Here is a 22,261-nt window from a genome sequence, read left to right as displayed (position 1 = left end):
CCTATTTCTTCGTGTTTAATTCGACCAATTTAGCAACGGTCTTATCTGTAATCATTCGGTTGGCAATGTCGCGGTGAACGTTTGGATTGTCAAATTGCTCTAGCATTTTCTTATCTTTACCGTATTGTTGCTTAAAGAAATTAATCTGTTCTTGAATCTCGTCGCGAGAAGCGTCAATCTTCAATTCCTTCGACAATTCCGCCAATACCAGACCAGCCTTAACGCGCTTTTCAGCCGCTGGACGAGCTTCTTTCTTCACCCACTCCTCTTTATCCTTGAAGCCCTGAGCCTTCAAATAGCTGTCCAAACTCAGTCCGCTATACATCAAATTCTGAGTCAAATCACGCTCGATTGATTGCAATTGATCCTCAACCAAAAGTTCTGGCAGCGCGGCTTTACTTTTTTCCGTCAATTCACCAACCAACGCGTCCTTAAATTTCTCGTCAGCTTCACGCTCTTTTTGTGCAGTAAGTTCACGTTTGATGTCCGCCTTTACTTCTTTCATCTCTGTAAATGGACCACATTTTGCAGCAAATTCATCGTTTAGTTCTGGCAATTTCAATTCATTAACCTTGTGAAGTTTCACGGTAAACACAACGTCTTGACCCGCCAAATTCTCAGCGTGATAATCCTCTGGGAACTTCAACTTCAAATCGAACTCTTCACCAGCCTTATGACCAATCACTCCTTCTTCAAATCCAGGAATGAATTGACCTTCGCCAAGCTTCAAGCCATATTCCTTAGCCGAACCGCCGTCAAACGCCACGCCGTCTTTCTTTCCCGTAAAGTCAATCACAGCCTCGTCGCCGAGCTTAGCGGCACGCTTGACCTCTGATTTTTCGGAATAGTTTTTACGGATTCGCTCAATAACCTCGTCGACATCTTTATCCTCGACCTTGGCTACTTCTTTTTTTGCTGTCAATTTTTTGTAATCGCCCAATTTTACTGGCGGAATAACTTCAACTTCAGCCGTAAATTCCAACTCAGAACCAGGAACAAACTTCTTCACCTCAACGCTTGGTCGATCTAAAGCTTGCAATTTTTCCTGCAAAAACGCCTCAGCTACTGCCTTTGACAAAGCATTCTCCAGAACCTGCTCCTGAAGCACATTCGGATCAATGTGCTTAGCGGCTATGCTTGCGGGAACTTTTCCTTTGCGGAAACCTGGAACTTTGATGTCGCGCGCCAACTTTGTCAAGGAAACCTGCTCTGCGTCAGCCAATTCACTAGCACCCAAAGAAATCGTCAATTGAACTTTAGTATCTGATAGTTTTTTTACAGTAGTCTTCATAAAGACTAATTATAACAGATATCAGACTATACCTCAAACAGAGCGTCTTCATCGCCATCGTATCGACGATCTTTGACAATTGTCACGATTCGTTCAGCGCCAACTTTCTGCTCATCAGACTCCACCAAATTTCGAACCGTGTATGCGCCGCTAGCAATTTCATCCTCACCCACGAACACCGCAAACGGAATTTGCTTTTTTAGCGCCGCTTTTATCTGCTTGTCAATCTTTCTACCAGTGATATCCAACTCCGCTCGCACGCCTTCGCTGCGCAATTTTCGCGCCAAATCGTCCGCGCCAGCCATAGATTCCTTTGACACCGGAATTATGTATACATCTGTTTTAGACGCTAATTTAGGCAACAAGCCGTGCACCTCCAAAAATTGTTCCATCGTTGTTGCACCCATACCAACGCCGACCGTAGCAATCGGTTCAACGCCAAATAGCCCAACTAATCCGTCATATCGTCCGCCACCGAACAACGCTCGGTTATTCTCTGGTGAATTGTCAAAAAGCTCAAAAACCATGCCCGTGTAATAGTCCAATCCGCGCATCAAAGTAACATCAAACACTGCATTCGTAATGCCTTTTTGACTAAGCAATTTCATCACTTCGCGAAGTTGCTTGACGCTTTCATCTTCCATCAATTCGCTCGGCAAATCATCAACCGACTTCATACTGATCATTTTTGCTAGCTTTGGCAGACCTTCCGACGCTTGATTGCCAAAAATCTCAATCGCCTGACGCTTAAATTCTTCGGCAGGAATCTTATTTTTCCTATCAAGCAACTTCATCATCATCGTCGAACCAACAATATCAAGCTTCAAAAATTGGCTCATCAAACGATTGATCAATTGGCGATTATTAACCCTGACCGTAAACATTTCTTGCTTGGCACCAAAATTCATCACGCTAGCGTGGCTCAGATCAATAATCTCCGCGTCCGCCGCCGCGCCGTCCACGCCAAACAAATCCGCGTTCAATTGCCAAAACTCACGCTCACGCCCACGTTGCGGTCGTTCATAGCGCATAAAATTAGCAATTGAATACAGCCGCGCAGGCATCGCCAATTCCTGCCGCTTAGCCGCCACCATTCGAGAAATCGACGGCGTCATCTCAGGGCGAATTGCCACCATTCGACCGCCACGATCTTCAAAAGCGTATGTTTGCTCGCCCGCCAATTCTTGACCCGACTTCGCCAAATAAATATCTAGCGGCTCTAGTAGCGGCGCGCCATATTCTTCATAGCCAAAACTCTCAACGGTCTTGTGCCAAACATTAAAAATGTAATTCTGCAGACGCTTTTCCTCTGGAAAATAGTCTCGCGAACCTTTGTAACTTTGTGTAGATAAACTGCTCATGTTAGCTCCATTATGTCATTATTTCTTATTTATAGCAATCAAAAACGCCGAGGCAGAACTCGGCGCGTACAATCAAAAATCAGAGTCCTACCTCGGCAACACGTGTGAATGATGGAATTTAGGTAAAATCATAAGTCCATTATAGTAAATTTTATGCTTTTTGTAAATACCTGTTGACAGCAAACCCAATAATTGATATATATATTAGCTTTTGCAGTCGCAGAGGCTGGCGTTTCGCCCAAAGCCATTGGGCTTGAGATGCCCCACTTTGCGGAGAATTACTATTCTCTGCCCGACTCCAGAAGGAGTTGTCATGGGAAAGAACAACAACGGTCGCTTCGAGACCCAGTCTGAGGCGGACGTCGACGGACCCGCTTATGTCGGAGTGGACTCCAGTGGCATTCACAGGGCTACCAACACCCCTGTCGCCTCGGAGCTCATCATTGACGGCGGTTCTGGAAGCTCCCATGTTCACATGGGGCTCGACGACAACGGGGATATCCTGTTCATTGCCGGGCGCCAGAACTAGCGAGCACCTCTAAAGGTGCAGCCCCGTTGGTTATATAACCAACGGGGCAATTTCACTCTTCAGGAATATAAACCAGACCATCTTCATTAGCGGAAGCTGTCGCCCAACTACTCATAATTTCATCATAATGAGCTTCGAATACTTTCTTATTCTTTATTTTAGCCCCTCCCCAGCTAGCATGAATAAGAGGCTCCCATTTCGCGGACGGATGAGAGATAATATAGTTAACTATCTCCAGAGCTTCTTCAGGGGTTTTGCAAGCATTCCAATACTTCATTATGTCTTCTTCGAGTTTTTCAAAATTTTTCACTTGAGAGCCTTTCTTTTCAAGATATGATTACATTCGGCGGGATTTTTATTGCTGTTATTTTAGCAAAAAGCATAGATAAGCTCTAGCTTTCAGGTCTGGATACGCCATATACCTATTCATCTTCCCTGAAAATACTCTATCATATCTACATGAAGATGTGGCCGACTCATGATATGACATATAAATTATTAACCTAATGGTGCATTATGATATTACCGAAAACGACCGCCCACTGTATGAGGCATGGGACTTAGCAACAGAGGTGGAAGTGATGAGTTTGGTCGAGATAGAGAAATCTGGTAAGTTGGATGAGATGATTAGGCTGAGCAAAGGGCTCGACTGAATGTAGACGATTGAAAGCTAGCGGCGTTAGATTGTTGCGCAACACTGCAAACTAACTTATTATTTTATTTATGAACGCTATCATCTGTCACATTGCCGAATCTATTCGCGCCAATGATTTGCCAGCTTACCAGCGTGAGCGCTACCCCACTGTCCAAGAGGGAGAGGTTGTTCGATTTGTTGATGAGGATTTTCATGACGTTGATTTCGACCAGTTTGTCATGGGCTTTTTCGTGTTTCAGAATTGTAATCTGGACGACGCAAAGCACATCTACGGGCAACCAATTTATTTTACCAATTCGTCGGTTCGGAATGTGGATTTTCGTGGCGTAAAAGCTATTATTGAAGCGGAGGACTGTGACTTCCGCGGCATCAAATATGATGAGGAAACACAATTTGTCTATGGCAGCGGGAAATTGGCGGCACGATCGCGTTTCATAAATTGCAAATTAGATAATAAGACTCGTGATTTTTTGAGCCAACAAGGCGTAGAAATCAACTAATTGTTTTCCGCCAGCACATTTTGCTGCAGCCAACAATACATCGCCACGGTAGCCGCCGCACCGACGTTTATGGAGCGAGTCGAGCCAAACTGCTCAATCGCCACAATCTGATCCGCAGCGTTCGCTAATTCCGCAGAAATCCCAGGCCCTTCTTGTCCAAATACCAAAACCGCACGCTTCGGTAAACTCGTCTGCGACATATTAACACTTCCTGGGATATTATCAATAGCAATAATTTCCCTGCCCTCATCACGCATTTTTTCAACAAACTCTTCCGTCGTCGCCAAATATGTAATGTGAAGATATTTATCCGTCATCATCGCACCGCGCTTATTCCATTGCCTGCGCCCAATCACATAAATCTGCCGCACACCAAACGCATTAGCACTCCTGACAATTGTCCCCATATTAAAATCTCGCTCGGTATTTTCCAGCGCAATCACCAAACCGTGATCTTCAGAATCCAACTCATTTATAATCTCCGATTCGCTCCGACCCTTAAACTTATCAATGACGTTTCTTTTATCTTCCATCTCTGTTATTTTATCAAAGTTCCTGAACAAATAACAAAAGTTGAGAGCCTTCTATTGACTTTTTTACACAAGTGTGATATAAGTGAAAGTAGCTTTCGTTGATGAGTTGAGTAAATCCTTGTCCGAAAGCGTACTTTGACAGGCAATCGAATACAAGGTGAGGTTTTATTTCTTTTTTGAATGCCAAGAGAAATAAGATCTCGTCTTGTATTGTTAAGAGAACAATACTTCGCTGCACACCCGCAGAGATGAGAACACCAGAAAGGTAAAGGCAATGAAAGACCTTCGAGATTTTACAGGAGACTTGGACGATCTTGAGACCGAGCTTAAGTCTCTCTACCGCATTGCGGGAGAGGAGGCGCGAATGACTCTCAACGGGGCTCGTCGTTGGGATAACCAAGTGGAACGCTTGGACAACATCCTGGACGTCCTTCGGCAGGATGCCGAGATGCTCTCCGAGGACGACTCGTCTGAGTCCTAGAGTTTGACACCTCTAGGGACACCAGCGATTCGATAGATCTACATGGCAGGCAGTTGTTCTTTTGCGATTGCCTGTCATGTAGACTCTGAATTTAAGCTAACAAAAATCACCCAATCTCAGGGTGATTTTCTTATGGTGAAAAATCTCAGTTCTTGGTGCGGATGAAAGGACTTGAACCTTCACGTACTTGCGTACACTAGCACCTGAAGCTAGCGCGTCTACCAATTCCGCCACATCCGCATGGGCTACGCGTCAATTATAGCCCAATTCTCACCCAGTATCAAGCTTGATTACGAAGCTTACACCACGCGTTTAATTCCGCTGCCAACTCCTTCGGTTGAGCCTCCGCTTTAATTCCTGGGTTAAAAATTCCAGCTGGATCAAAGATTTTTTTCACCTTTGCGTATAATTGCTTTTCATCATCTGGCAGATTTTTATAGATAAAGTTAGCCTTCAGCCTTCCGTCACCACCAAAGCCCGCAAAAGAACCTTCGTACTTATTAACAATTTGAGAAATTTCTGCCAACAATTGAAGAATCTTCTGGCGTTCACTCACCTTTTTACTGTCAAACGTCGGATGCAAAGAAATATAATCGCTTGAAAAGTCAACAAAAACTGGCAAATCCACGCCGTACTTAGACTCCAGCGACTTCAACTCGCTAAGAAAACTGTCAATCTTTTCTGGCGCCATTAAAATCCCTGAGAAAACGCGTGGCGTAATCATATGCGGCTCGCTTGGAGTTTCCGCCAAAGCCAAAACAGAATGCAAACTGAACAAATCCTGCTCTTCTAAATGTAGAGTTTTTATGTCAATCGCTTCTGATGATTCCAATTTTCTAGTCAATTTCTTCGCGGCTTTATTACGTGCTCTGTCAGAGAAGTCATCAAAGATAGCCAAGACTACCGCACCCTTAAAGCATTCTTTCGGCGCCCACTCAACCACTTTACCGACGACCGCAGCCTGACGAAAGAATCGCCCGTCGATTATTTCCACTGCCGAAGCCTTATTTTTCATCGCTAATTCCACGGCTGATTGCGCGTCTGACAACTTTTTATATGATGCGGCAACAACTGAATATTCCGGACGAATAAATTGCGCCTTCATAATAACTTCGCAAATCACACCCAGACTTCCCTGACTACCAATAAACAGCGGCGTCAAGTCAAACGACCCGTCTTTTTGCTTCACCTGAGAAATCCCGCTATAGCCAACTGTATCCGGCAAAGCTGGGTCCATTTGCGAAATCAGCTCGGCGTTATCTGAGATTAAATTATCAATCTCTCGATAAATCTCGCCCTCAAACGTCGATAATCCTTTTTTCTTGCTCAATTCGCGTCGAGATATGCGACCAGTCTGGATCACGTCACCATTACTTAGGACAATTTCAAGTTGCTGAACGGCATCAGCAAAACGACCATGCGCGCCAGATAATATTCCAGACGGAGCTGTGTTAATTGCGCCACCAACCGTGCCTTCTTCCGCCACATACGAGGTTCGCGGCAAGCCCAAGCCTTTATGTGTAGACAAAGTTGCGTTGATCGCCGAAAGAGAAATTCCCGCTTGAGCATGAATCAGTTGCTGGCGAGGATCAATACCAACCACACGATTCATATACGTTTTTTCGTCAATCGCAATGCCTTTATTCGTCGCTGCGCCAGTTTCATCATTGCCACAACCACGAACAAATACAGGTAAAACATGACCTTTCTCTGCCAATTGAGAACAAAATCGCATCACTTTCCTGATGTCGTTCATATTAGCCGCACGAACAATCATTTCTGGTCGGCGCGCCAAAAGTCCGTTATCAACTTCAACTTGACTCAATGCAAAATCCTGCGACGCGACTTCGCCACTAAGATGTTCATTCAAATATTTCGCAACTTTATTCATCAATCCTCCTTAGTATGCTACTTCAATTTTAACATAAGCGAGGACAGTTGATAAGTAGAATTTGTTTTGATATAATCGGGTTATGCGGATGTGGTGGAATTGGTAGACACGCATGCCTTAGGAGCATGTGCCTCACGGCGTGAAGGTTCAAGTCCTTTCATCCGCACCAAGAACTGAATTTTTTCACCATAAAGAAAATCACCCATGATCAGGGTGATTTTTAATGTCATAAGTTCAGAGTCTACATGACAGGCAATCGTAAAAGAACAATCACCTGCCATGCAGAGTAGAGAATCGCTAGGATTGCAGGTAATCACTGGAAATCTTCATGATATGGAGAAGGGTGTCATAGATTGTGACCTGAAGATCAGCCACTGAATTTGCCTCTTCTTCGTTTTCCATGGGGATGCTCCCCAATACCTCCTTAATGATTGCGAATGATAGTCTGGCTGATAGAGCCTCGTCGAAGACACCTTCTACGGTGTCTTTTGCGTCAAGCCCATCGGAATCAACCCCTTCTTTGTCACACTCCCCAAGGAAGTAGTAGTATACGAGATTTCCTAGACTCTCCGTATGATCCTGTACTGATTCAATAGAACTTCTGAAGCAGCGCTCCTTGACGGGATCTTCAAAACGGAAATCATTGAGGATATCATCGAGGACAGTGCGACGAATGTCCTTCCAAAATAGCCTGAGCAATTTGGTTGACATATTAAGGTGGAATACGTAGGTCTCGAATCGCGTGGACATGGTTTTCACCTTTCTTCTGGTGTTCTCATCTCTGCGGGTGTGCAGCGAAGTGTTGTTCTCTTAACAACACAAGATGAGATCTTAGTTCTCTTGGCATTCAGAAAAGAAATAAAAACTCATCTTGTGTTCGATTGCCTGTCAAAGTTCACTTTCGGACAAGGATTTACTCAACTCATCAACGAAAGCTACTTTCACTTATATCACACTTGTGTAAAAAAGTCAATATTATTAGGGTCTAGATTGTTTAACAAACCTCTCTGGCGTATCAATTAAGCCATCTCTGTTAATGTCTTCACCCTTCTCTGATAAATAATCTTTTATGGCGTCGATCAGTTTCGCCTCCGCTGAACTTATTTTTGCTGCAACCACTGCGCTAACTCCTTCCATACTACAGCTATCATGTCGGTCTTTTCATCGTCACTCATCTCAGCTATCGTCTTGTTTGCGCCATCAACTTTGAAATATTTATCGTAGTCACGACCATTCTCGCCGCGTGGTTCGCTGAGTAATTCGCCATACACTTTGTACGCAAACGTCTTGATTTCTAGTCCATCTAGATACGTAACCGTACGCTGAGTGTATGCCCCTCTGTCATCTTTAAGCAATTTTATTATGTTTTCTATGCCGATAGTATCAAGTGCGTACTTCGTATAAACCCCTGGAAAACCTTTGAGGCTTTTGATGAACAGTCCAGAATCCATAACAACCAGTGGGCTCTTTAGTAGTTCGTAGTATTTTTGAGCTTTATCAATGGATACTTCTTCTTGGCTATCTGATTGAATTTCCGGTACATCAGGTAGCTCCCTGTCGGGAGCTGTGAGTGTTAGACCCGCCCCCAATAATGCCTGGTTTGCTCCAGCTAATTTATATTTGTTGGTTGTGGCGTAGGTTATATTCATAAAGCCCCTCCTTTATTGAATTATTCTTTTCTTTGCCATACAGCTCTTGCATAAAAAACATTCTTCATTACCACTAGTACAGGAATTAGTATTGGAACAGACCATGATCGTATCAGCAACGAGGGATGATAGACTCATATTTGGATATTCCGACCCCTCAGGAAGCACCTTTTCTGCGCCTATTATCACCGTTCGTATGGTCTCCTTGTTTACTCAACTTGTCAACAAAAGCTACCTTCATTTATACCACACTTGTGTAAAAAAGTCAATAGGATATGCTCGGCGTAACTTGTCAGGACTTGAAACCTGAACTATAATTAGCTCACATCACGAGTTCGTTAAATAAAACGACAGATGTAATTACGGGAAATTAGCTCAGTTGGCTAGAGTGCACGATTCACATTCGTGAGGTCACAGGTTCGAGCCCTGTATTTCCCACCATTTTTGACAATTGCTATTATTTTTGATACAATCTACAGAGGTCAATACGTTGCTTTCATCTAACGAAAGTGTAATGCTGTAAATATAAAACACCCTAGTTGCATCGATAAAGCGCAACTTTTTTGTTGCCAAAAAATTATCTAAACAAAGGAGAAATTATGCCTCGCACCAAACGAGAAGGAATATTTTACGGCGTCATTATGGCGTTCACTATGTCAATCTTCATGAATCTATTCAACACTTTCTCACACGCTGGAATATCTATAGAGTCCCTGAAAAAGGCTCTACTTTTACAGCCAGTGATTTTCGCGATTGTTATGATAGTCGAAGGCGTTGCAATATCAAAAATCGCCCAAAAAGCAGCAAAGCGCCTCGTTCATGAAAAAGATAGCCCAAAATCCCACGCCTTGGCTAGGTCGCTATGTATGGTAACTGGAATGTCTATAACTATGAGCTTAATTGGACTTGCTATGACAGGAACGCAATTATTCGACTTCCCTGTTAGATTCGCTTCATCTTGGCCAGTAAATTTTTGCGTAGCGTTTTGGTGGCAATTTCTGGCGGCGGGACCAATTGCTCGAGCATCCTTAAAAATGTTGCGAACATACAAGCCAGAGCGTGTCATGCTTGAAAGTGAATAAATTGTCACCTCTATTACTTCGTGATATAATTACCTTAAAGGAAGGTCTGTGCTAATATCAGACCATATTTTTATGAAGGACGCTAGCAAGATTCGAAACATTGCCATTATTGCCCACGTTGACCACGGCAAAACGACCATGGTTGACGGGCTATTAAAGCAGTCGCGAACATTCCGCGACAACCAAGCCGAGATGAGCCAGGAATTGATTATGGATTCCGGCGATCAAGAGCACGAGCGCGGTATCACCATCACCGCCAAACAAACGTCGATTTTTTACGGTGACTACAAAATAAACATCATTGATACGCCAGGGCACGCCGATTTCTCTGGCGAAGTTGAGCGAACCTTGAATATGGCGGACGGCGTTCTGCTAATCGTGGACGCACAGGAAGGTCCGATGCCTCAGACCAAATTCGTATTAGCGAAGGCGCTTGAGCTGGGACTGAAGCCTGTCGTGATTATCAATAAGATTGACAAGCCAGCCAGACGAATTGCCGAAGTTGAAGATGAGTTGAGCGGTCTGTTTTTGGAGCTAGCGACCGACGATTCTCAATTGCAATATCCAATTTATTACGCAATCGGACGCGACGAAAAATCATGGAAAGAAATTCCTGCAAATACCAACGAAGACGCGGATTTGACGCCAATTTTTGACGCAATTATTAATGATATTCCAGCGCCAGATGTGACAGAAAACGGTGCGTTTCAATTGCTCGTTACTAGCTTACAGTACGACACATTCCAGGGAAAATATGCGATTGGGCGAATTGCTCGCGGATCTGTTAAGCGTGGCTTGCAAGTCAGTTTGATGAAAAATGGCGAAGTCGCAGGTTCTGCACGAATTGAGAAAGTTTTTGGCTATCGCGGCTTGAATCGCGAGGAACTTGACGAAGCTTTTGCAGGCGACATTGTGGCGCTGGTTGGCGTAGCTGACGCGCATATTGGCGATACGATTGCCGACAAAGAGCAGCCTGAAGCGCTGCCAACAATTGACATTGAAGCGCCGACCTTGAGCATGTACCTCGGACCGAACACCAGCCCAATGAAAGGTCGCGAGGGCGACTTTACGACATCCAGGCAAATTGGCGACCGATTGAAGCGAGAGCTTGAAACCAACGTGGCGCTACGCGTTGAGGAAAACGGAATTGGCTTTACGATTTCTGGGCGCGGCGAATTGCACTTAAGTGTTTTGATTGAAACCATGCGACGTGAAGGCTTTGAGTTTGAGGTTGGACGACCGCAAGTCGTTACAATTACCGAGGACGGCGTCGAAAAAGAACCGATTGAAGAATTGCAAATTGAGGTTGGGAGCGAATTTATCGGCGCGATTAGCCAAGAGCTTGGCGCACGACACGCCGAAATGAAATCTCAGGAAACGACCACCGCTGGCGCTGCTCGTTTAACTTACATTTTGCCGACGAGGGCGCTGATTGGTCTGCGCAACATTTTATTGACCGCCACCAGAGGTACGGTGATTATGAATTCCCTGCCTCACGGATATCAACCGCTTGGCGGAAAACTGCCAAAAACCCGCAATGGAGTTTTGATCGCGTTTGAGGCTGGCACGACAACACCTTACGCCCTGCAAGCAGCCGAGGCGCGCGGTGAATTATTGGTCGGACCAGGAACGGAAGTTTACGCCGGGATGATTGTCGGGATTTACAATCGCCAAGAAGACATCGAAATCAACGTTTGTAAAGCCAAGCATTTGACTAACATGCGTTCCAAGTCGTCGGATGGAACTGTGCAATTGACGCCATTTACGCAATTTAGCTTGGAGCAATGTATCGACTTTATCGAAGATGATGAGCTTTTGGAGGTCACGCCAAAATCATTACGACTTCGCAAGCGATATCTGGACGCAAACGAACGAAAACGCGCCGCGAAACAATAGTCGTGTAAACCACAAAATAACCGCCCCGTAATGAGGCGGCTATTTTTCATGTAAGCATCGGTTAATTGATAAGAGTTTCTTTGACTCGACGAGACTTCAAGAAATACAATATACATGCTATGTCCGTTAAGACTGCCAATAGGGTAATTCCCCCAAACCACGTAACAACAAATCCCGCATCCTTAACCTCCGAGTTGGTAGCAATACCAACAACAATCATGTATACTACATACGCAACCGTTCCAACCACGATATTAGCAATAGCCATCTGTTTACCAATCTTTTTACGCATTAAAATTAGAACTGCGGCAGATGTCGCCATTACACCCGAAATAATATGCCAAATAATGCCAATAACTTCCCATACCCCAATTGGATTGGCAAATGACGAAAATAATGAATATATATCAGATGCCGCCTGCAGGGCAAATAAAATAACAAAAGTCCTCAGCCAATCCTTAATTCCAACATAGGATCCTTCTGATGGCTTAAATTGCTGATCGCCCGACTGTTGCGAATATGATGGTTGCTGCTGGTCTTGATTTTGCATATTATTTCTCCTTTTATATAAATCTAAACAGGTAATTCTATCTTATCACAGATTCATCTACTTAACCAAAGCCGCTTTAATACGCTACAAAGCAACTGTCGCGTCAGTCGTAAAAAATAACCGCCCCGTAATGGAGCGGTTTATTTTTATACATCTTTATTCCATACACTATTCCGCGAAGATCCGAAATAACCCTATTCAACCAAGGTTACTTTAACTCGCTTCGACAATGCAAAATAAAGTATGCTTATCAAAGCCACCACTGCATAAGAGATGCCTATGGATATTTGGGTTATTAATATGCTATCAGGATTAGAGACAGCAAGATATTCAGTGCCAGCATACGTCGTAGAGTTTAGATTATTTACAGCAGCTTCGGCTGACTTAGGAATAATACTAATCCAAAATAAAGCCCCATTTAAGCTATTAACAACAGCAGCCACCATAGCTAATACGCGACCAGCGCTTTTGCGTAAACTAATCAATACTATAGTAGTAATACTTACCCCGATAGACGCTAAAGCGCTAACAAGTAGAAGAATGCCTACAACAGACATAAATTCAATACCCATAGCATAGGCGACCAGTGAAACCAGAGCTCCGAGAGCATTGGATCCAATCAATAGTACAAAATACATTAGCCAACCGCTAATACCTGGCTGTATTACCTGAACGGCAACTGTGTTTTGTGGAACTTGGACGTATTGATAGCTGTTTGGATCAGGCTGTGACGCATATTGCGGCTGCTGAGGTTCTTGTTTTGGCATATTAACTTCTCCTTTTAAGAATATTGATATGCCAATTATACCACATCCTTAATTTCCTCTGGTAAAAATCCTTTGTCATGCTTAAAACCAGCTTGCCACTTGTAGTCCTTGTTATAGCCCAAATCTTTCATCAATTTGGTCGGAGCGTTTCTGAGATGCAACGGCACGGGAGAATTCGGATATTTACGCGCCAATTCAAAAGCGCCGTGCATTAAATCGGTAATTTCACGCGACTTCTGACTACGAGCCAACGCAATAGCGCAATGGAATAAATTATACTTCGCCTCCGGAAGGCCGACGCGCTCGACAGCCTCAAACGTCGCAATTGCCAAGCTCAGCGCACCATTACCCGCCAGCCCGATATCTTCCGATGCAAAAATCACCATTCGCCGAGCAATAAACTTCGGATCCTCGCCCGCGTCAATCATTCGCGCCAAATAATACGTCGCAGCCGTCACGTCACTACCTCTTAGCGACTTGATAAAAGCGGAAATCACGTCGTAATGCGAATCACCTTTTTTATCATAGCCTGGAAGTCGCTTCTGAGCTGCCGCCTTCACCACTTCCGGCGTTACTTTTTCATTAAAACTCAGCACCAATTCCAAATTTCCCAGTGCTACCCTTGCGTCTCCATCTGATAACTCCGCCAAATAATCCAGTGCCTTGGGTGAAACTTGCTTGGACTTTTTCAGGACTTTCAGCGCTCTTTTTAATACAGATATGATTTCGTCTTTTGTCAATCGCTGAAGAACCAAAACCCGTGAACGCGACAGTAGCGGCGTAATGACTTCAAAGCTCGGATTCTCGGTCGTTGCACCGATTAACGTAATTAGTCCACTCTCAACGTGCGGCAAAAACGCGTCTTGTTGTGCTTTATTGAAGCGATGAATTTCGTCAACGAATAGAATTGTTCTAAGTCCTAAATTCCAATTTTGACGGGCGTGTTCAATTACCTGTTCAACGTCCTTTTTTCCGCTTATAACTGCCGATAATTCAATAAACTCCGCCTTCACCTCACGCGCAATAATCCGCGCCAATGTCGTCTTCCCAGTCCCCGGCGGACCCCACAATATCAAACTGACCGGCTCGCCATTCTTAACGATTCGCCTCAACAACTCGCCCTCACCAAGCAAATGACTCTGTCCTATCACCTCGTCCAACGTCTGCGGTCTCAACCGCTCAGCCAGCGGCTGCCTACTATCACTCATACTTCCATTATATCGCGAAATCCATAAAGACAAAAAGTCGTCCGCCGTTACACTTTCCTCGCACAAAATGCTACAATAGATCTATATAAATAGGAGGAAAAATGGGAGCATTTGTAGTAATAATCTTAGTATCTATCGGGCTTTATGTGCTTGGTGGCATTAAAATCGTCAATCAATATCAGCGCGGCGTGGTTTTAACACTTGGCCGATTCACCGGCGTTCGTGAACCAGGATTAAGAGTCGTCATTCCAGGATTGCAGACAATGATGTTGGTCGATATTCGTTCAACTCCAATTGACGTTCCAAAACAAGAAGTCATCACCAAAGACAACGTCACGGTCGGCGTTGATGCGGTAGTTTATTTCCGAGTTATCAACGCGCCAAAAGCCGTGTTAGAAACCACGAACTATATTTACGCGACTAGCCAATTTGCCCAAGCAGCACTGCGCGACGTCACTGGTAACGTTGACATGGACGATTTGCTCGCCAAGCGCGAAGAGATTTCTCAGCAGATCAAGGAAATTGTTGATGCCGAAACTGACAAATGGGGTATCGATGTCGAAAACGTTAAGATTCAGAACATCGAGCTTCCTGGCGATATGAAACGTGCTATGGCCAAACAAGCCGAAGCAGAACGCGAGCGCCGCGCCAACATCATCAATGCTGACGGTGAAAAAGCTGCAGCCGAAACATTAGCCCAAGCCGCAGAAATCCTAGCAAAAACTCAAGGCGCTATCAATCTACGAACATTGAACACCTTAGAGCGAATCTCTACAGAGCCAAGTCAAAAGACGATGATGTTATTCCCTATCGAACTCATCGACGCAATCCGTGGCGGCAAAAAATAGAACTTACCAAGATTTCTTTCTATAATCACTTTTGCCGTGATTTTTCTCATAATCTTCATTATGTCTATTTTGTTGGTTACGCTCAACACGCTTCTTCTGAGCCTTATTAGCATTATCTTCAAGCTTCTTCATTTTCTGTTCAGTGTCCTTCAAATCCTTAGTAGAGCTGTCTTTCTCGTCAGTTTGTGTTATCTTGTCATCGTTCCTGCGCTGCTTTGCGGAACTTGACTTGACCTTAATTCGTTTTTCAATGTTACGTACGTCCCGGCTATTGTCACCAGAATTATCACTTCCTTGCTGATTGTCGTTTTCTTTGTCATCAGAATCGTTGCTATTATCACTTTCTGTCATCTTATTATGAAACCTGACGCTACAGCTATCTTCACCGTCGTAAAGAACTGCCTTAGCATCGTCATACTTCAAAATTGCGGCATCGTATTTTTTCTCTGATAGCAGTCTATCAGCTTGCTGCTCAATACTCAATGCTAAATTAATACGCACATCACACTCTTTCGCCTCAGGTACAGACTCTAAAGCTTGGCGAAATTTTCCTTCGGATTGATCATATTTTCCAGATTTGAAATAAGCATTGCCTTGATTAAAATAAACTTTGTACGGCTCCATCCAATTCGCCCAAGTCAGCGGCTGCAACCATGAGATCGCACTATCATTCTGAGATTGACCGTAATTCATATGCGCAACGCCAGACAGTATGGGAAGACTTAGCATTTTTATTGTAATCAACATCACTACACCAACCGGTAATGACGAAAATAGTAATAATTTCTTACGCTTGCGTAATCGTATACCCTCAAAATCTAATTTTGCTAAATCAAAAGGTCTTCTACTCATAACTTACTCCGTTTTTGTTGACGCCTTAAATTCTGAAACGTATGATAAATAGCTCCTGCGTCAAAGCATATCAATAGCAAGATTAGTGGCATAAACATCCACGAAATATCATCATACGAAGACGCTTCCTTATTTTGACGAACGATTGAGCCTATATCAATGGCCTTCGTTACTTCTTCTATCTCGCCCGGTTTAGTACGATGGATATATTTAATTCCCGCTTGATCAGCGATATTTTTTAAGTTAGCTTCGTCTATTTTTGACAAAGCATCGGGCGCTGGATAATTGCCCGTACTAAGATCCTTGATAAATTCTTGACTATCCGATTGGTATTTTGTACCCCAAAAGGGACCGTGCATTTTACCGCCAGAGCTCGTGCCATAGCCAAGGACTGCGCCGCCTTTGATATATTTTTTTATAGGACTAAATGATTTGGGCTTCTCTTCCTCTGTTTGCTCGCCATCGCCTAGATAGAATAACACTAGTCCCCGACCAGGAGACACCTTACTAACGCGAGATAATTCTTTCTCTGTTATCTCTAATGGCATATCGATCGAACTGCCCTTGCCATAAAATTCATATTGCGGCTGTATAGTGTCGACTGTTGAAGCTAGTGTTGAAGTGTCTGAGGTTAAAGGTAGCGCTACATATGCGCTAGTGTCAAAAATCACCACACTAAACCGAGCCCCCACCAGCTTGGCGGCAATGTCTTTTACATCTTTTCTAATTCCCTCTAATCGCTCTTTATTCCCATCATAATCCATCGCCTTGACACTATACGTAGCGTCAATTATAAAAAATACGTCTAGCGATGCATTGCCAGTATGCTTCGACACGCCAGGAATAGATGGACGCAAGAAAGCCAGCAATATTAGGATAATTATCGCCAAGCGACGCGTCCAACTTTTACGAGCAGTCTTGTTTATTACAATAAGCCAAACACAGAATATGACTATTGGTAAAAATATAATCGCCAAAATCCACCACGATAAAAGCGGCTGTAAAATCATACGCGCAATCTCCATGAAATTATCATTAAAGCAATAAAGCTAATTAGCAAAATAGCTAAAAATATTACTGTCTGATCACTGTAAACTATCTGTGGAGTTCCCTTAAATCGCGTTGCCTCCTGCTCTGTAACTTTATTGATGATAGATGATACAGCGCCAATATCAGTCATTTTATAATAATCGCCATTCGTCAGCAACATCGACTCCTTGAACTCTTTGACTTTTTCCGATGTAGATCCATATTTGCCACCTGTTGAATAATCTGCCGGATTAATACCGTAAACGCGAATGTCTTTATCTTTGGCATATTCAGCCGCCTCCTTTAGTGTAACTACTGGCCTTCCCGCCAGGTAATTATCAGTTCCAAATATTATCGACCGCGAACGTTTATGATCTAGCTTGTCAAAACGATTAACACAACCAGCCAGTCCATCCCCAATTAGCGACGAGCCATCCCCCTCATATACGCCACTTATCAAATCATATATGCGCTTTGTTTTCTCGGAGTTATACTTGCCACTAAAAGAATACTTAAATGCTTCAGCAGCAGATTCAAGCTGTTTTGTTACAAAATCATAATCGTCCGTCAGAGGAAAAACAACAACCGGCGAGCTATCAAACAACACCAGACCAATTCTCTCACCTTTAAATCCTTTAGAAAGCTCTGCGTAGACTCTCAAGATCTCAGAGTCAGCTTCATACATAGATCCAGAAACATCTAGACACAGCATAATATCACGATTGCGCGACTCCGGCTCAATCACCGTCTTTGTTGTCGGTCTCCCCGCCAAGATAATAATCATAACAACAGACATGGCGACTATCAATAAAGCTACCGATATCAGATGTTTGTATCGCCTAAAGTATTTTTGATATTCAGGCAATCGGATTAATCTATAAGAATTAGCTACTGGCAAAGAAGTTCCCGCAATTTTAGGTTGGCGTTTCTTATTACGCAATCGCGAGACAGCACCCGCAATCACCAACACCAATATCAGTAATAACGACAACCGCCAAGCTACTAGTTCCATTCAGCCACCACCTTTCTGGATAGCTCTAATGCTTCATGGACATTTCCGCGCTCAACAGCAGCAAACTCTGGCATATAAAATTGTTCAATAGCCTTAGTCAATTCACTGTATCGCGTCTTTTTCAAATCGTTCAGCGTCAACGTATCAACTCGATGCCCGCGTGTCTCAAATACAAACATTCGCAAAAGATAGCTCAATTTCTGATGAACCTGACGCGCAGACAATTCCTTTGTCGTGTACTTCTGTTCCACTTCATCGATCAGCGTCTGATATTTCGCTTTGAGATTAGTCAAATCTGGCGGAATATATGGCCTAGGCTTTAATGTTGCCAATGTCTGCTGTTTTCTGCGCCTCGTACTGAAAAACACAAAAAAATACCACACCACCAATAAGACAAGCAAGATCAATCCAATTACCAGCCAAATCGGCTGATAATCCACCCATTCACGCAATTCTAATTTATTTGACATGCCGTTGTCTCTCCAATATCTTAAATAATTCACTAACCACATTACGATCACCAGAAACATAGCCACTAACTATCCCTAATCTATCAAGCGTTTTTGTATGCGATAGTCTAAGCTGATTTCGATAGTTATTAAATTCCTGTAGAATCTGCCCCTGCTTACGGATAAAATACGGTAAACTAGCCAGCCCATCAATATCGTACGATTCATGATTACAATTTAGGCCTGAATAGTCACCGATAGTCACCCAAACAATCTCATGTTGCGCTCGCAGTCGCCGCAAAACCTGTTGGCATTCTTCTGTAATCTCACTTTCATCAGTAATAATAACTAGCATCATTTTACGTCGCAGATGCTGTGATATATATTCCAATTGATTAGCAATTCGGCTCGGCGCAGAGTCCAAATTTGTCGATTTGTGAATTTGCTGCAATAATTGCTCAACATGTGAGTTGCCGCCTTTAAAAGACAAGTGATAATTGCTTCGAGAATCTCCCGCCACCAAACCTACCAAATCGCCATGCTTAAGCGCGATATAGCTTAAAATCCCAGCAATCATCACGCTAACATCACGCTTACTATCGCCATCCTCGCTAGTTGCCGCCATACTTCGACCAGTATCAACCACTAACAAAATATTATGCTTACGCACCGCTACATATCGCCTAATTCTAGTGCTACCGCTACGCGCCGTTGCCCGCCAATCAATATCCTTGATATCATCACCTGGCAGGTATTCACGTAGGTCATCAAAGTCCAAACTACGCCCCTTAAAAACAGAACCGTATTGCCCCTCTAAAAGACCTCTCACTTTCTCATGAGCGTGCAGAGTCATCTTAGCTTTGACTTTGACAAGTAGACTTGGCATATTATGGAGCAGTTACGGCGTTAAAAATTGCATCAATAATGGCTTCAGCATGGATTTGGTCAGCCACAGCCTCAAAATTCAAAATAATACGATGTCGCAATACACTGTATCGCAGCTGTTTGACGTCTTCTGGAATTACATAATCGCGACCGCTCATTAGCGCCAATGCCTTAGCAACTTGCAAAAACGCAATACTAGCACGTGGACTTCCGCCATATTGAACATAGCGTGCCATATCAGGTGAAATGACAGACCCCGGATTGCGAGTAGCCGACACGATCTGCACAATATATGACTTGACCGAATCGTCGATATATACTTTTTTCACCAACTTCTGCAAGGTTTCAATGGCAGACAATTCCACTTGCGGCAAATCACTAGCATCCAAATCCGCCCCCAATTTGCCAGACTCAATGCGTTTAAGAATCTCCAATTCCTCCCCAGAGTCTGGATACCACAAAATTTCCTTTAATAGGAATCTGTCCAATTGTGCCTCTGGCAATTCATAAGTACCTTCTTGTTCGATCGGGTTTTGAGTAGCTAAAACCATAAACGGTCGCGGTAAATCATAACGCTCACCGCCAATGCTGGTCTGTTTCTCCTGCATCGCTTCCAGCATAGCACTTTGAGTTTTCGCACTCGAGCGGTTAATCTCATCCAGCAACACGAAATTAGCATGAACCGGCCCGAGCTCAGTTCGGAATTGCCCCTTATTATAATCGTAAATCTGAGTTCCGATAATATCACTAGGCAACAAATCTGGTGTGCACTGGATACGCTTAAACGATCCATGGACACTCGCAGCCAACGTCTGTACCGCCGTAGTTTTTGCGAGCCCCGGTACACTCTCTAGTAAGATGTGACCTCCAGTAATCACACTAACTATAAGCGCCGTGCGAAGATTTTCCTGCCCAACCACTCGAGAAGAAAACGCCTCAGAAATCGTTTTAATAATCGCCTGCGCGCTACTCAGTTCATCACTAGATAAAACACTAGAACTTGGTCGAAAATCAGTTGGCGTGACACCTGTCGGCTGCACCATTGGCTGAGGCGGTATTGGCATAGCAACTGGCTGAGGCGGCTGTTGTAATAATGGGTTAACGTTATTTGGATCCATATAGTCCTTTCTTTATGTCCAATATTGTGAAATATTCGTTACCAATAATCTACATTCTTCTGGAGTGTAGCTATCTTTTTGTTCAAAATAATGTTCAGCAGGAAACATATGGGTCATTACGTCAAGCGCGACACTTTTGTCTGTTTGTATATGATAATAATCGGCGGCCAAGCTGTCTACGTTGCCACCTAAGCCATAAATGGCTTTATATCGTACACTCTTAAGGTACTCAAGTGCCATCGCAATTTCCAGACGATCTTCTACAATGTCTCCTGTCAATAATAATACCCGACCATTCAGCGAGTCTTTTGAAAACTGACCGTATTGGTCGAGCACACGATTAAGATCTGAAAATGCCTGACGTTTTGCATCCTCTAATACTCCGTGAGATTCCATTTCAATTCCATCGCGCTGAACTTTTTCTAAATCAGGACTCCACGTAAATATTCCTGCTGGGTCAATAAGTCCCATAGGTCTCGGGTCACCCGGAATAGTTATCCGACGACTAAGTAAAGGAAACACCCAAGCATTAATTTCGCTGGCCAAGCCAATACACGCCGTCAAAGATTCTTCCCTCAATGCAATCACCACAGCTCCTTGACCCTTTAACTCCATTAAACGATCAGCCAATATCTTACCCAATTCAATACGATTCACGTAATACATATTGCTTATGATTATACACTAAAAATAATAAAAACACTCGAAACTTAAACTTCAAGTGTTTGCCAATTTAACAAATCATGATGGTGCGGATGGGGAGAGTCGAACTCCCATCTCAACCTTGGGAAGGTCACATAATAGCCGCTATACGACACCCGCGCTCGATAAAATTATAACACCCTTGCCAGATGGCGACAACTTTAGTACAATTAAATAGCAAGTTTGTGGCTCTTTAGCTCAGTTGGTAGAGCAGAGGCCTGAAGAGCCTTGTGTCCCCAGTTCAAGTCTGGGAGGAGCCACCAAATATTGCATTTCATTCACGACTTTGTTACAATAAATCGTGAACAACATGCGGGTATAGCTCAGTTGTTAGAGCGCTTCCTTGCCATGGAAGAGGCCAGGAGTTAGAGTCTCCTTACCCGCACCATGAAAGACTTTTCAAGCTCTGAAAGGTCTTTTTTGTTTGTAGCTAATCTGTAAAGTACGCTGATTTCAGGAGTGTAAACATTTTCGTTTTCGTCAACCCAGAATCCAGCAGGAATTAGCAATTGTTTACACTGTAGTAGCTTATCTTTTGGTAACTGCAAAAAATGTCGCCACATTTGCTCGGCCCTCTCCAGGGTAAACTCCATGAATCGAGCCTTGTCTTGTTCGTTTATGTCTTCCAGAGACTCAATCCTATCTTCTAATTCAACAAGCTTATTCTTGTGTATCGCTATCTTTTTCATAATGTCGTCTTTTATAGGAGAATTTGAGGCGCAATAGCAGCCTCGACCAATTCATCGACCTGCTTCTCTAAGGTCTGTATGTCTCTCCGCATTTGCGCCTTTTCTAGCGAAGCACTCTTTCTACGCTCCTGCCATATTCTATCAAGCGATGATATAAGCAGCTTCTTGCCGTCGTTCGTCATGTCCTGTTGATAGAATGTGGCGTTTTTTAATTTGCATACTGTAGCTCCTTTAATAAAATTCTATTCACCAAGACATAGCAACGCAAGGATATGTAGTTGCTC

At 43.6% G+C, this 22,261-nt stretch carries 27 protein-coding genes and 6 tRNA genes; 11 read left to right on the top strand and 22 right to left on the bottom strand.

Annotation, left to right across the window (positions count from 1 at the left end; all coding sequences use genetic code 11):
• Nucleotide 1: 1 nt before the first annotated feature.
• Nucleotides 2–1,291, bottom strand: coding sequence for a trigger factor (gene tig, locus LRM50_RS00165; protein ID WP_243809259.1), 1,290 nt, complete (start codon nt 1,289–1,291; stop codon nt 2–4).
• A 26-nt stretch (nt 1,292–1,317) separates the two neighbouring features.
• Entirely contained in the window at nt 1,318–2,652 is a 1,335-nt protein-coding gene (gene hisS / locus LRM50_RS00160) for a histidine--tRNA ligase (protein ID WP_146555214.1), read from the bottom strand.
• 313 nt (nt 2,653–2,965) lie between these two features.
• Between hisS and LRM50_RS00155 the strand changes: the two genes are divergently transcribed.
• A complete protein-coding gene (locus tag LRM50_RS00155) occupies nt 2,966–3,181 on the top strand; it encodes a hypothetical protein (protein ID WP_129744882.1) in 216 nt (71 codons plus the stop codon).
• 52 nt (nt 3,182–3,233) lie between these two features.
• Here LRM50_RS00155 and LRM50_RS00150 read toward each other — a convergent pair whose 3' ends face one another.
• Nucleotides 3,234–3,458: a hypothetical protein gene (locus tag LRM50_RS00150; protein WP_243809258.1), complete on the bottom strand. Its 225-nt coding sequence runs from the start codon at nt 3,456–3,458 to the stop codon at nt 3,234–3,236.
• A 229-nt stretch (nt 3,459–3,687) separates the two neighbouring features.
• Between LRM50_RS00150 and LRM50_RS00145 the strand changes: the two genes are divergently transcribed.
• Together LRM50_RS00145 and LRM50_RS00140 are read left to right on the top strand one after the other, a co-directional pair.
• Complete coding sequence (locus LRM50_RS00145; protein WP_243809256.1) at nt 3,688–3,834, top strand: hypothetical protein; 147 nt, start codon at nt 3,688–3,690, stop codon at nt 3,832–3,834.
• 70 nt (nt 3,835–3,904) lie between these two features.
• Nucleotides 3,905–4,336, top strand: coding sequence for a hypothetical protein (locus tag LRM50_RS00140; RefSeq protein WP_243809254.1), 432 nt, complete (start codon nt 3,905–3,907; stop codon nt 4,334–4,336).
• Here the strand turns inward: LRM50_RS00140 and LRM50_RS00135 are convergent.
• The gene (locus LRM50_RS00135; protein ID WP_243778119.1) at nt 4,333–4,869 is read right to left on the bottom strand and encodes a TrmH family RNA methyltransferase; all 537 of its coding nucleotides are present in this window, start codon (nt 4,867–4,869) and stop codon (nt 4,333–4,335) included. The two genes, LRM50_RS00140 and LRM50_RS00135, sit on opposite strands and share 4 nt — an antisense overlap.
• A gap of 274 nt (nt 4,870–5,143) precedes the next feature.
• Between LRM50_RS00135 and LRM50_RS00130 the strand changes: the two genes are divergently transcribed.
• Nucleotides 5,144–5,350 carry a hypothetical protein gene (locus tag LRM50_RS00130; RefSeq protein WP_243778118.1) on the top strand — a complete coding sequence of 69 codons (207 nt, stop codon included), beginning with the start codon at nt 5,144–5,146 and terminating at the stop codon, nt 5,348–5,350.
• A 153-nt stretch (nt 5,351–5,503) separates the two neighbouring features.
• Here the strand turns inward: LRM50_RS00130 and LRM50_RS00125 are convergent.
• Both LRM50_RS00125 and LRM50_RS00120 read right to left on the bottom strand, forming a co-directional pair.
• A tRNA-Leu gene (locus tag LRM50_RS00125) sits at nt 5,504–5,590 on the bottom strand.
• Nucleotides 5,591–5,630: 40 nt separating this feature from the next.
• Entirely contained in the window at nt 5,631–7,241 is a 1,611-nt protein-coding gene (locus tag LRM50_RS00120) for an FAD-binding oxidoreductase (RefSeq protein ID WP_243809252.1), read from the bottom strand.
• A gap of 84 nt (nt 7,242–7,325) precedes the next feature.
• On the opposite strand from LRM50_RS00120, the gene LRM50_RS00115 reads away from it, so the two are divergent.
• Nucleotides 7,326–7,410 (top strand) — tRNA-Leu (locus LRM50_RS00115).
• A 128-nt stretch (nt 7,411–7,538) separates the two neighbouring features.
• Here LRM50_RS00115 and LRM50_RS00110 read toward each other — a convergent pair.
• From LRM50_RS00110 to LRM50_RS00100, 3 genes are all read right to left on the bottom strand, one after another.
• Nucleotides 7,539–7,991 carry a hypothetical protein gene (locus tag LRM50_RS00110; protein WP_243809251.1) on the bottom strand — a complete coding sequence of 151 codons (453 nt, stop codon included), beginning with the start codon at nt 7,989–7,991 and terminating at the stop codon, nt 7,539–7,541.
• Nucleotides 7,992–8,219: 228 nt separating this feature from the next.
• Nucleotides 8,220–8,360, bottom strand: a complete 141-nt coding sequence (locus tag LRM50_RS00105) for a hypothetical protein (RefSeq protein ID WP_243809246.1) — start codon at nt 8,358–8,360, stop codon at nt 8,220–8,222.
• On the bottom strand, nt 8,342–8,890 hold the full coding sequence (locus LRM50_RS00100) for a non-canonical purine NTP pyrophosphatase (protein WP_243809243.1): 549 nt from the start codon (nt 8,888–8,890) through the stop codon (nt 8,342–8,344). Before LRM50_RS00100 ends, LRM50_RS00105 begins: the two co-directional genes overlap by 19 nt.
• Before the next feature lie 364 nt (nt 8,891–9,254).
• Here LRM50_RS00100 and LRM50_RS00095 point away from each other — a divergent pair.
• From LRM50_RS00095 to typA, 3 genes are all read left to right on the top strand, one after another.
• Nucleotides 9,255–9,331 (top strand) — tRNA-Val (locus LRM50_RS00095).
• A gap of 158 nt (nt 9,332–9,489) precedes the next feature.
• Nucleotides 9,490–9,972, top strand: coding sequence for a DUF2798 domain-containing protein (locus tag LRM50_RS00090; RefSeq protein ID WP_243809241.1), 483 nt, complete (start codon nt 9,490–9,492; stop codon nt 9,970–9,972).
• A 72-nt stretch (nt 9,973–10,044) separates the two neighbouring features.
• Nucleotides 10,045–11,868, top strand: coding sequence for a translational GTPase TypA (gene typA, locus LRM50_RS00085; RefSeq protein ID WP_248286795.1), 1,824 nt, complete (start codon nt 10,045–10,047; stop codon nt 11,866–11,868).
• 61 nt (nt 11,869–11,929) lie between these two features.
• Here the strand turns inward: typA and LRM50_RS00080 are convergent, their stop codons facing one another.
• The 3 genes from LRM50_RS00080 to LRM50_RS00070 all read right to left on the bottom strand — a co-directional run bounded on the left by LRM50_RS00080 (nt 11,930) and on the right by LRM50_RS00070 (nt 14,393).
• Entirely contained in the window at nt 11,930–12,418 is a 489-nt protein-coding gene (locus tag LRM50_RS00080; protein ID WP_243809233.1) for a hypothetical protein, read from the bottom strand.
• Between the two features lie 194 nt (nt 12,419–12,612).
• Nucleotides 12,613–13,185 (bottom strand): hypothetical protein, encoded by a 573-nt coding sequence (locus LRM50_RS00075; RefSeq protein WP_243809230.1) that lies wholly within the window; start codon nt 13,183–13,185, stop codon nt 12,613–12,615.
• A gap of 35 nt (nt 13,186–13,220) precedes the next feature.
• Nucleotides 13,221–14,393 (bottom strand): replication-associated recombination protein A, encoded by a 1,173-nt coding sequence (locus LRM50_RS00070; RefSeq protein WP_243809228.1) that lies wholly within the window; start codon nt 14,391–14,393, stop codon nt 13,221–13,223.
• Between the two features lie 101 nt (nt 14,394–14,494).
• On the opposite strand from LRM50_RS00070, the gene LRM50_RS00065 reads away from it, so the two are divergent.
• Entirely contained in the window at nt 14,495–15,241 is a 747-nt protein-coding gene (locus LRM50_RS00065) for a slipin family protein (protein WP_129743970.1), read from the top strand.
• Nucleotides 15,242–15,244: 3 nt separating this feature from the next.
• Here the strand turns inward: LRM50_RS00065 and LRM50_RS00060 are convergent, their stop codons facing one another.
• From LRM50_RS00060 to LRM50_RS00025, 8 genes are all read right to left on the bottom strand, one after another.
• Entirely contained in the window at nt 15,245–16,093 is an 849-nt protein-coding gene (locus tag LRM50_RS00060) for a tetratricopeptide repeat protein (RefSeq protein WP_243809227.1), read from the bottom strand.
• Entirely contained in the window at nt 16,090–17,118 is a 1,029-nt protein-coding gene (locus LRM50_RS00055) for a vWA domain-containing protein (protein ID WP_243809224.1), read from the bottom strand. The genes LRM50_RS00060 and LRM50_RS00055 overlap by 4 nt, the downstream gene beginning before the upstream one ends.
• Complete coding sequence (locus LRM50_RS00050; RefSeq protein WP_243809223.1) at nt 17,100–18,134, bottom strand: vWA domain-containing protein; 1,035 nt, start codon at nt 18,132–18,134, stop codon at nt 17,100–17,102. The genes LRM50_RS00055 and LRM50_RS00050 overlap by 19 nt, the downstream gene beginning before the upstream one ends.
• Nucleotides 18,125–18,604, bottom strand: a complete 480-nt coding sequence (locus LRM50_RS00045) for a hypothetical protein (RefSeq protein WP_146424092.1) — start codon at nt 18,602–18,604, stop codon at nt 18,125–18,127. Before LRM50_RS00045 ends, LRM50_RS00050 begins: the two co-directional genes overlap by 10 nt.
• Nucleotides 18,594–19,469 carry a DUF58 domain-containing protein gene (locus LRM50_RS00040; protein WP_243809213.1) on the bottom strand — a complete coding sequence of 292 codons (876 nt, stop codon included), beginning with the start codon at nt 19,467–19,469 and terminating at the stop codon, nt 18,594–18,596. The genes LRM50_RS00045 and LRM50_RS00040 overlap by 11 nt, the downstream gene beginning before the upstream one ends.
• A 1-nt stretch (nt 19,470) precedes the next feature.
• Nucleotides 19,471–20,511, bottom strand: coding sequence for an AAA family ATPase (locus tag LRM50_RS00035; RefSeq protein WP_146555343.1), 1,041 nt, complete (start codon nt 20,509–20,511; stop codon nt 19,471–19,473).
• Between the two features lie 87 nt (nt 20,512–20,598).
• Nucleotides 20,599–21,252 carry a hypothetical protein gene (locus LRM50_RS00030; protein ID WP_243809208.1) on the bottom strand — a complete coding sequence of 218 codons (654 nt, stop codon included), beginning with the start codon at nt 21,250–21,252 and terminating at the stop codon, nt 20,599–20,601.
• Between the two features lie 81 nt (nt 21,253–21,333).
• A tRNA-Gly gene (locus tag LRM50_RS00025) sits at nt 21,334–21,408 on the bottom strand.
• A 67-nt stretch (nt 21,409–21,475) separates the two neighbouring features.
• Between LRM50_RS00025 and LRM50_RS00020 the strand changes: the two genes are divergently transcribed.
• Nucleotides 21,476–21,551 (top strand) — tRNA-Phe (locus LRM50_RS00020).
• 49 nt (nt 21,552–21,600) lie between these two features.
• Nucleotides 21,601–21,676: transfer RNA gene (locus tag LRM50_RS00015), tRNA-Gly, on the top strand.
• Here LRM50_RS00015 and LRM50_RS00010 read toward each other — a convergent pair.
• A complete protein-coding gene (locus LRM50_RS00010; protein ID WP_243809206.1) occupies nt 21,654–21,977 on the bottom strand; it encodes a hypothetical protein in 324 nt (107 codons plus the stop codon). The two genes, LRM50_RS00015 and LRM50_RS00010, sit on opposite strands and share 23 nt — an antisense overlap.
• Nucleotides 21,978–21,988: 11 nt before the next feature.
• Entirely contained in the window at nt 21,989–22,159 is a 171-nt protein-coding gene (locus LRM50_RS00005; RefSeq protein ID WP_243809197.1) for a hypothetical protein, read from the bottom strand.
• Nucleotides 22,160–22,261: the final 102 nt, after the last annotated feature.

Origin of the sequence: Candidatus Nanosynbacter sp. TM7-053 (assembly GCF_022828375.1) — a bacterium.
In the GTDB taxonomy this organism is placed as follows: domain Bacteria; phylum Patescibacteriota; class Saccharimonadia; order Saccharimonadales; family Saccharimonadaceae; genus Nanosynbacter.
This window is presented reverse-complemented; position numbering and strand designations above follow the sequence as displayed.